The sequence below is a fragment of the Pseudomonas sp. 5Ae-yellow genome (genome assembly GCF_014077575.1).
Taxonomy (GTDB): domain Bacteria; phylum Pseudomonadota; class Gammaproteobacteria; order Pseudomonadales; family Pseudomonadaceae; genus Halopseudomonas; species Halopseudomonas neustonica.
In genome coordinates, this window is record NZ_JACGWE010000067.1 from 1 (window position 1) to 9,590 (window position 9,590).

The following is a 9,590-nucleotide window of genomic DNA, read 5'->3' on the forward strand; positions in this document are numbered from 1 at the left end:
TTACATTGAGATGTTTTATAACCCAAGGCGCCGGCACGGCACGAGTGGTGACCTGTCACCGGTCGAGTACGAAAAGCGTCATTACCAGAGTCTGGCGAGTGTCTAGAATACTGGGGGCGATTCATACAGTCCCTTCAGCCGTCTTTATCTCTGACTGCCAGCGGGCATGCATCAATGAAGAGCCTTGCAGATGAGCCTTGATTTGAGGTGCTTGGCATGACTGACCATCCTTGCCGTTGAGCACCACACTAACGAGGGTATCAGCTGCACTATCGCGCAATATCAGCTCACCAGGCTGTGTACAGGAGATATGCAGCAGCTCAGTCTGCCAATCGAACATCACGTAAACAGGCGGCATTTCCTGCTCGGTAGCGTTAGTCGCGCTGCTGGCTTCAGCCTCCACCTTGAATCTATCCGGCGGCGACTTTAGAGGGCTGAGCAAGCCCACTCTAGCGGCGTCATCTTTGAGCAGAAAACCCGCTTCCACATTTTGCCGAAAGGCCTTGAAACTCAGATTAACTGAGCCGATGAAGCACCATGGTTCTTTCCCAAGAGCCTGGTAAATTTTCGCATGCAATCGCCTATAGGGGCTCTTGGGGTCGAGATGACTTTTGCGTATGGACTCAGACCATTGCCCCCAGGCTATGGTCTCACGTGGCAACACTTCGTATATTGATGTTCGATCCACCAGGGCCTGCCCCTGCTCATCAACGGGTAAAAGCACAGTGGTAGATGGGTAGCGTGCCAGAAAATCGACGATAATCTGATTGTCACCCTCGACCGCAAAAAAAGGGCTGATGACTTCAAGCGGCGCATCGGCTCCGGCGTGTTCGTTGATAAATGCGTCGAAATGAGCACGCCCTTTCCCACTGCCTGAGAAGTAAAAACTGCAATTCAGGTCATCCACAGTTGCCTCGAATCGCAGAGCGACATCGATAATGCCATCCAGTACAGGCGAAGGGGTTTGAACCTGATAAAAACGTAAAGCTTCCAGCAATGGATTGAGGATATTGGCTGGTGTGAAGCTGTCGTCAAGCTCAACCCAATGCCCTACTTCAAGGTTCTCCCACCAGCCAGCCTTGGTCAGGTTGAACGAACCGGCCCCCAGAACGATACTCAACTGCTGGGTCTTACGGTCACGAACAAGCAGGACCGTCAGCTTTGCGTGCTGGCAGCCACCGCCAACTCGCATTGGCAGATAGTCAACTTCCAGGCGAGGTGCCAGTTGCGGATCAAAAACACTCAGGTCATACACTACAGCCAGGCGACCGGTATGCTGAGACATCAGACTCTGTAGCTGGTAATAGCGTATGGACTCATTGCTCGATAGCGCAGGATTACCCAGTAAAAGGGGTAGAATCTCAAGCTCAAAGAAGTCAGGTTCAAAGCTGTATGTGGTGAAGAACGCGCAAATAACCTCGCGGTCGCCAATCACGCTGCTCAAGGCTTCGCTAATGGTCAGATTCTGCATTACACAGCCTGCCTGGCAATCTGCAAAAACGAGCCGATGAAATAGCTGTTCCACCACCGACCATGACAATGTTCGTGCAGATTATCCGGGATAAGGGCGCGGTCATTGGCAACACGCACTCGCAGCACATCTCCCTGCCACTCAAGCCAGGCAGCCCCCCCTCGCTGCTGCATTACCAGCTTGTTTTGTTCCAGCACACCATTAATCAAGGCTTCGGCGTCGTGGTTAATCGCAGCATCGAAAAGACGCTTAAGAAAGGCCCGATGAGGTAGCCCGCCTAGCGCCTGCCAATCATCTGCAAGGGCCAGATTCTCCAGACGCGGCTGCAGAACATCGAGCAGTTCGGCGCGCTTGCAGTCTTTCTGGCCTTGAAGCCATTCCATCAGACTGCCTGCAAGTACAAGCAAAGGCTCGAGCGACTGAATCTGCTGAATCGTTGCCCGTAAAGCATCACTTGTGTCTTGCTGTTCAAGCAACCAGTGACAAAACACGGATACGCTGAGACTCGCGCCAGACACGTTCAAATACTGAGATGCGAACCTGTAAAGCTCCAGCTGCAACGGCTGCGCTGCCTCCCATTGAAGCAGCGCTTTAACAACAGAGGCGCGCAATTGCGAATCACGCAACAAGCCATTGAACGCAGGTGCGAGCGCTTTGACGCTCTCCATGCTGGCCAGATCAACTTCTGATATTTCTTGAAATTCTTGCCAATTCGCTTCGCCCAAAAAGGCGATCATCTCGCACACCAGCTTATTACCCTGGTCCGTGAGCCGTCGATCAGGGCCATCGATCAGGCCGGCCACTTTCATCGCAGTGGAATACAGACCCCATAGCCCGTAACTCAATTGATTACTGAGGATCTGTGCCGCCTCACCCTGGCCCAAAGGAAGTTGACTGCTTTTAAAGTTGGCCTTGGCCCGAGTAATACCTAGGAATCCCTCCTCGCCACCAGAAAGACGTAGATAGGCGGCTAACTGTTCCGCGCGCAGAAAGGCTGTTTGCACATTATCCAATTGATCTGACCTGGTATTGGCATGATGGCAACACAAAAGGGCTACCATAAAGTTATCCAGGTTGCTGGTAACCGTGGTCAGATTACCCACCACCTTGCGCCCCATAAAACTCCAGACTGCTTCAATGCCCAGTGGATCTCGGGACCCCTTGGGGCGTGAGCGGTCGTCCATAAGCGAAAGCACTGTCAGCATAAATATTCAATCAGCCCTGATCATTAAGTTTTATTGTCCGTTTCCATCGGCTATCCGACAGCACACGCCTGGCCTGTCATGCTACCAGCCCGGATACCTTACCCAGATATCGGTGCTCACGCCTGTACTATCATCGACATCGTACACAGCCGGCACGAAGCTGATATCTGCAGCGAGCTGTGTGATCACATCGCGCAGTTCAAGATCTTCTAGCCAGTGCCTAGGGACGGCCTGAGGTCCGTGAATAAGGCCCAACAGGTTGCCCGCAATCAAGCCCGTACTGTCGCTGTCGCCGCTGTGGTTAACGGCCATCACGACCCCGTCTTCCAGGCTCTCGGCACAGAGTGCGCACCATAATCCAATAGCAAGGGCTTCATCTGCCACCCAGCCGCCACCTAGCTCTGCGATGCCGTCGGGAGTAGGCCGCACGCCCTGACGATGCAAGCGCATGACATATTCGACCAGCCGCCGCGTGTCTTCCATGCCACGCTTGCCTCCGTGTTCTTCCAAGGCACCCGCACAAGCTTCATCAAGCGGTAGCTGATGCAACCAGATACGCTGAAGAATGTCGGCAAAAAGGCCGGCGGCCAGATAACCTGTGGGATGACCGTGACTGTAGTGAGCTGTTTCGGACGCAACCTCAAACGCACTGGAAAAAAAGGCACAGGCCGCGACACGCATTACCCCGCCACATCCTTTGCTGTCATTGTTGGCCAACTGACCGTAGCCCGCACTCTGGCTGAGTGCACTTAAGCAGGTGTTGCCTGGGGCACGCCGTGACCATAGCTGCGACACACCGATCAACCACCCATCTCGGCCCACTTCGATTGCTGCGTCATACTCTTGTGTTACCAGCCAGCGCAATAACGCATGGTGCACAACCGAGGCGGAGTTACAAATCCCCCTGGCTTCGCTGCGAACTACAGCCCGCAAAAGACCCTCTGCCGTAAATAGCATCATCTGAGTGTCGTCAGTGATAGCCCCTCGACGTCCATACGCTGCCGACATAGCTCGTATCCCATGCGGCCCAAACTGACGCTGGATCGCGGGCCAGTCCATAAACTCAACCGCCGCGCCAAGTGCGTCACCTGCCGCACCAGCCAACAAACACCCAAGCACGCGTGCCGGGTCACGGGGCGACAGGCGGGTGTCAACATCGATTACCCAGTCTGCTAACGTTCCGTCTTTCATCGGAATCCTATGAGACCGTCCCGCTGCATCCTGGCCCCAAAAGAAAGACCGTGGACCCTCCCTATCAGTACCAACAATGCGCAAGGTCATGCCACTCTCTTGGTGAACCAGTCGCTCAAACAGCTTCACATTCGTTGCCTGGATCATCCCTACCCTCCTTGCTGTATCAAGGTGACATCATGCCACCCGCATGCGACTATTCTTGTCGCACCAGGACTCACACAGGGATGACACATGGGACAGCGAGATACGCTATTTCGGCACCTGGCAATATTGCAGATGCTGCCACGGGCGCCGCACAAGCTGAGCACGAGCACCGTCCAGATGCGTTTGGAAGAACAGGGCTACACGATGACCCTGCGCTCCATTCAGCGCGACCTGGAGAAACTGGCTGAGCACTTCCCGCTGGAGTGCCATAAGGAATGCAAACCCTATCGCTGGAATTACGTAGCTAACTACACCAGCGATTTGCCTGCAATGGACACCGTAACGGCGCTAACTCTGGTTCTGGCAGAGGAAACGGTTCGCAGCCTATTGCCCAAAGTTGCCATAGATAAGATCGGATATAAATTTGAGAGCGCACGCAAACATCTCGAAGGCATGCATGAGAACGGTTTTTCACAATGGAGCCAAAGAGTACGAGCCATTCCCAACGGCAAATCACTGATACCTGCCGAGATCCAACCTGCTGTATGGGAAGGACTGACAGACGCCCTGCTTAATCATCACGCTGTGAATGTGGAGTACTTGAGCCGACTCAAGGGTGAGCTCAAGACTTACACCTTACATCCATTAGGATTGGTAACACGGGACAGCAGCTCCTATCTGCTCGCCAGCGTGAACAGCCACGACGACGTGCGCCAATTTGCCCTGCATCGCTTCCGCTCTGTCTCTGCCAGCGCCAGCCTCTATCGCGCCCAGCCAGACTTCAATGTCCAGCACTACATTGACCAAGGCGCTTTCGGGTTTCCGTTGTCGCAAGAGCCGGTCAAGTTCATAGCCCGGGTGATCACATCGGTAGCCTGGCTGCTGGCAGAAACACCTCTTAGCCATGACCAATCGCTATCCGAGCCTGACGCAGATGGCTGGGTACAACTCACCGCCACAGTACCTAATGACCAGCAGACACAATGGTGGATCATGGGCTTTGGTTCCGGTATCGACGTACTAGAGCCAGCATCATGGCGTGAGCACATCTTGCAGCAGGCGCGAGAGGTAATTTCACGCTCAGATGACTATGAGTCACCATCATGCGACGTTTAATGTCGCACGACATATCTATCATGAAGAAGTTTCTGCACAGAAGACTGCAGGGTCATGACATTAGCTTAGGCGGCAACTACTTTGCCCAGGGTCAAGGGCTGAACTTTTTCTGCATAGGCGGATTCCCTATCGGTCCGGTGGTCTCAGGAAGGAATATCTATGTACGATTTGATTGGCGATATCCACGGCCACGCCTCTGAACTCAAAGCCCTGCTAGCCAAAATGGGATACCAGAAAATGGATGGCGAATGGCAGCACTCGGAACGGAAAGTGATCTTTCTGGGCGACTTTGTGGACCGTGGACCAGAGCAGGTAGAAACCGTCCAGATTGCGCGTAGCATGGTCGAGTCCGGCAATGCTCTAGCCGTTATGGGTAACCATGAATTCAATGCTGTTTGCTGGGCCACTCCAGCCCCGAAAAACCGAACCGGCTACCTCCGCGCCCATACAGCCAAGAACCGGGATCAACACCAGGCCTTTCTGGATCAAATCGGCGAAGGAGGTGATCTGCACAAAAGCACGATTGAATGGTTTAAAACCTTGCCCCTGTTTCTGGATCTGCCAGAACTGCGTGTCATACATGCCTGCTGGCACACAGAGCATCTGACAACCATCTCCAGATTAACAGACGACCAGAACCGGCTTTTACCCTGCGCGTGGGAAGCCTGTAGCCGTAAAGATAGCGAAGCCTACGAAGCGATAGAAACCTTGCTTAAAGGCCTCGAAATAGCGTTGCCAGAAGGGCAATACTTTCTCGACAAAGAGAAAAATAAGCGTACTGACGTGCGAGCTAAATGGTGGCAAACCGAGAATCTGACGTATCGTGACCTTGCCATGGTGCCGGCTTCAGAAATTGAAAAAATCCCACATGATCCTGTTGAAACACACATCCTTCCGGGTTACGACGGTGCGAAACCCTTGTTTGTTGGTCATTACTGGCTGAGGGGCGAGCCTGCGCCGCTGAATGATCACATTGCATGTCTGGATTACAGCGTAGCGGGTGATCATGGGGGGAAGCTTTGCGCGTATCGAAGTGATTTGGAGCAGGACATACGTATAGAGAATTTCGAGTGGGTTGAGGCAGTCTGAATTGCCTATGTCTTACGCAAGTTATGGTGGACAGCTCCAAGTTTCCCTAACACCTTTATTATTGACCGAGTAACTGGGCAGACAAAAACTTTATTCACTGTACGGAACCAGTTGACCACTACTGATTGCCAAGAGATCATCGCCAAAAAGGGAGATATGTATGCAGGTTTTAACAAGGGAGCAGGGGATGTTTGAACTGACCTTGCTGAACGCTGAACACGCCCGAGAGCAGTTCGACGATATTTTGGTAGAGGGTCTGGCGCTTGGCATTCCGGCAGAGATCATGACTCGCCTGGAGTCGCTTTGGACTGTCACCAAGGCCATAGCAGGTGAGATGATTGCCATCGGAAAAATTCTGGTGACGCAGATTTTTGCGTTTCTGAGAGCCCATCCGGGTATTGCCGTCGGTTTGTTGCTTGGGGCTGCCGTTGGCGTATTGACTGCAGCAGTTCCTTTTATTGGGCCATTGTTAGCGCCAATCGCAGCCAGCGCTTCGATGATCGCAGGTGCAGCTATTGGGGCGACTTTTGATGCAGGGACCCCTTCTAGCGACCCGCTGGTGGCGATGATCCAGTTGGCGAAAGCGTTCTTTGAGTTCCTTCAGTCAATCTTTCAGGCTGTTCGAGATTATTACTTGGCGAATTGAGGGCGTGGGCAATGGATATGGACACTTATCTGTCGAGGGTAAAGAAGCTACGCCAGGCTACGGGTGAGCGTACTCAGCGGAGAAATAGAGCTGGGATTCAGCCGTCACTTCTATCAGATGAGCAGCGAGCGGGAGCCGATAAGCTGCGCTATGCCTTGGATAAGATAAGAGGACGAGACCGTGTGGGAGTGGCCGGTGAAAGTGCAGCACTGGCGGGCAGCGCTGCCGCAGGCGCTGCTTTGGCAGGAAGTGTTGCCGGCGCAGCAGGTGCAAGCACGTTGCTCGGTTCCACTACTTTAGCTGGAGTGCTTGGTGGCGTATTTGTAACGGCAACACCAGTCGGCTGGGTGCTGGGGTCAGCTGTTGTGGCCGGCGCTCTAGGTTACGGCGCGGTGAGGCTAGTGCGATCAGGCGGCAAGCAGGATCGTCTGCGAGCTGAAATGAGTGATCGGCTGAACACTCGGCTGGAGACTCTTGAACAACGGTGCGCCATAGACAGTGATCTCGATATTGGGCGCTTGATCGCTGAGCGACTTGAGGCCGGTGTGATCACCCAAGGGGCTGCACAGCGAATAGCATCCTTGGTTGAGAAAGGACATTTGGATCCCGAACTCGCCGCGCAACGTCTTCGAGCTATCGATTTGTAGGGCAGAAAATTTTCTCGAAACCAGGGTAATTGTTTGCTACCGAAAGCGTACACGGGGAAGGACTCTTCTGGCCAGCTACCTGCTGGTCTCACTATCTCAGTTTGAGCGGGTAGCTTTATGGACGGAACCAGGTCGTTTTTATTTGCTTTAACTATTACAGCTATTGTTCTTTATTTTTTCGCGTGGCTAATGGTGGGAAGAAGTTCCGAATACGTAAAAAAGGGCGAAGGTACCTGGGGCTTTCTCTGGGGGGTTCTGTTTTCTGCATTCTTTTATGGCTTCATATTTATTGGATGGTACAGATATGGATTTAAAAAAACATTCTGGCTAATAGCTGTCTGTTTTTTACTTATATTTATAACAGCTAGATTACTTTGTGATGACCCTGATGATCGTTTAATGTGTGCGATGTATATTGCCGTTCCGATCCGAGCCTTAGGTGGGGTCATTGTTTCCAGATTTGATCGGCGCTGGCGTTACAGAGCTATAGAGAAAAGACACCAAGCAAGAGCTAGCAAGAATGTTACAAATGCTCTCAACGCGAAAGATCTCGAATATCGCGACAACAAGGTTTCCTAGCCAACTGAATCGCCCCCGCTTTGATAGGCAATCGATGACAGATTCTGGCAATTGCCTGCCAAACGAGGACCGAAAGAAAGGGCTCCTTTTTTTAGCTGGGGAATGTCTCCAAATCGCCGTCAAATCAACATCTGAGCATAGGCGTGCAACAAACCTCTTGGTCTTTTAGACCAGAGGCTAGACTCGCCACTGTGGCAACTTCCATCCCTTTCCAAAAATCAGGACCATCTGCCGTTATCCCTGTAACAAACCTCTAACTCACCCGTTGTGGTTTACAGTGGCTCCTTACGGTTATCCGACTAAAATTTGCACCTCTGGCTTTATTCTTCTGCTTTTTTGTTTTCAGCCTGAATCACACCGGCTTTCGTGGAGAGCTTGAATGGCAAACTTCGTAATGCGTGTCTGAACCGACCATGGTTTAGGACGATGGGCGACGCCCGGGCGGTAATCGACTTATGGTGGGGATATTGCAACCATAATCGACCGCACAGCTAACTGAACTACTTGCCACCGGTTGAATGCGGGCGGCGGGCCGCGTAACTTAAGAAAAATCTCATCGAGCCAATGGTGCTAATTCAGGGAAAAGGTCATTCGCTGCCGGGCGACTTTGTCGTACAAGGTAGCCAGGTGAGCCCGTATACGTAACTAGGGGCGATTCAGTCGGTGCGACAACTACCTTGAAAAACGCCATGGTAAACGTCCTAAATACGGGTTCAGCTTTGCTGAGGTCGTATTCTTTGATTTGTTATACCTTTTTTTCAATATAGGTAGGCCAGGTTTTTCCATATTCAATTAGCTCAGGCGCGCATGAAACAACAGTTAAGTAGCTTCCTTGAGGATGCCTTTTTAGGCGAGTCAAGCCCGTATATATGAGAGCCAATGCCTTTTTATCTACAGACTGGCCAATAAATATTACCATTGCCCTCGACTCCCAACCTTTAAAGCTATGCAATGTTGTTGCTTTAATACGAGAATCTCCCATATAAAAGCCCATTTTTTTTCGTCGAGATTCTTGTCTATCATCAGAATAAGTGTGGCAGGACTTAACGCCCTTTAGCCCCACCTCCCTCACTACATCAAACCCTTGTTTGTTTGTATCAGATAAGAACGTGATGTCAGGTATTGAAACCAAATCTGGCTCTGAGTTTTTAGCTAAAAGAAAAAGCTCATCCCTGCAAATAACAGAGGCAATGTTTGAAGTGGTATGCACCCATTTCAGTGAGCAAGGGAATAGATTAAGCTGGCCTTGCTCAGCATTAGGTATGTCAACAGTGTCCTTTGGCAGATATTGTTCTGCAAATTTCTTTACGTACTCTACCGCCTCATTTGGCAACCTATAACTAGTCTTCAATTCAGCCCATTTGCCGCCTGGTGACCTTTCCCCTGAATTAGCACCACTGGTTCGATGAGATTCCTTACGTTACGCCGCCCTTCGAGCGTACTCAACTGGCGACAAGTAGTTTAGTGAGCTGTGCGGTCTAACATAGTTGTAATGTTGC

Annotated in this window: 10 protein-coding genes; 6 read left to right on the forward strand and 4 right to left on the reverse strand. The window is 51.8% G+C overall.

All coding sequences use genetic code 11. The features are described from left to right. Positions 1-121 precede the first annotated feature (121 nt). The 3 genes from H4J77_RS18560 to H4J77_RS18570 all read right to left on the reverse strand — a co-directional run bounded on the left by H4J77_RS18560 (position 122) and on the right by H4J77_RS18570 (position 3,867). On the reverse strand, positions 122-1,471 hold the full coding sequence (locus tag H4J77_RS18560) for a phospholipase D-like domain-containing protein (RefSeq protein WP_182249913.1): 1,350 nt from the start codon (positions 1,469-1,471) through the stop codon (positions 122-124). Beyond that, positions 1,471-2,676, reverse strand: a complete 1,206-nt coding sequence (locus tag H4J77_RS18565; RefSeq protein ID WP_182249915.1) for a hypothetical protein — start codon at positions 2,674-2,676, stop codon at positions 1,471-1,473. Before H4J77_RS18565 ends, H4J77_RS18560 begins: the two co-directional genes overlap by 1 nt. Positions 2,677-2,757: 81 nt before the next feature. Beyond that, the gene (locus tag H4J77_RS18570; RefSeq protein WP_182249917.1) at positions 2,758-3,867 is read right to left on the reverse strand and encodes an ADP-ribosylglycohydrolase family protein; all 1,110 of its coding nucleotides are present in this window, start codon (positions 3,865-3,867) and stop codon (positions 2,758-2,760) included. A gap of 234 nt (positions 3,868-4,101) precedes the next feature. On the opposite strand from H4J77_RS18570, the gene H4J77_RS18575 reads away from it, so the two are divergent. The 6 genes from H4J77_RS18575 (at position 4,102) to H4J77_RS20440 (ending at position 8,586) form a co-directional block, all read left to right on the forward strand. Next, positions 4,102-5,130, forward strand: coding sequence for a YafY family protein (locus tag H4J77_RS18575; RefSeq protein WP_182249919.1), 1,029 nt, complete (start codon positions 4,102-4,104; stop codon positions 5,128-5,130). 159 nt (positions 5,131-5,289) lie between these two features. Further along, entirely contained in the window at positions 5,290-6,219 is a 930-nt protein-coding gene (locus H4J77_RS18580; protein ID WP_182249921.1) for a metallophosphoesterase, read from the forward strand. Positions 6,220-6,379: 160 nt separating this feature from the next. Beyond that, positions 6,380-6,865 (forward strand): hypothetical protein, encoded by a 486-nt coding sequence (locus H4J77_RS18585; protein WP_182249923.1) that lies wholly within the window; start codon positions 6,380-6,382, stop codon positions 6,863-6,865. Between the two features lie 11 nt (positions 6,866-6,876). After that, entirely contained in the window at positions 6,877-7,512 is a 636-nt protein-coding gene (locus H4J77_RS18590) for a hypothetical protein (RefSeq protein WP_182249925.1), read from the forward strand. Positions 7,513-7,629: 117 nt separating this feature from the next. Continuing rightward, a complete protein-coding gene (locus H4J77_RS18595) occupies positions 7,630-8,091 on the forward strand; it encodes a hypothetical protein (protein WP_182249927.1) in 462 nt (153 codons plus the stop codon). Between the two features lie 366 nt (positions 8,092-8,457). After that, positions 8,458-8,586, forward strand: coding sequence for an integrase core domain-containing protein (locus tag H4J77_RS20440; protein ID WP_404940797.1), 129 nt, complete (start codon positions 8,458-8,460; stop codon positions 8,584-8,586). 250 nt (positions 8,587-8,836) lie between these two features. On the opposite strand, the gene H4J77_RS18605 is transcribed toward H4J77_RS20440, so the two are convergent. Then, positions 8,837-9,442: a hypothetical protein gene (locus tag H4J77_RS18605; protein ID WP_182249931.1), complete on the reverse strand. Its 606-nt coding sequence runs from the start codon at positions 9,440-9,442 to the stop codon at positions 8,837-8,839. Positions 9,443-9,590: the final 148 nt, after the last annotated feature.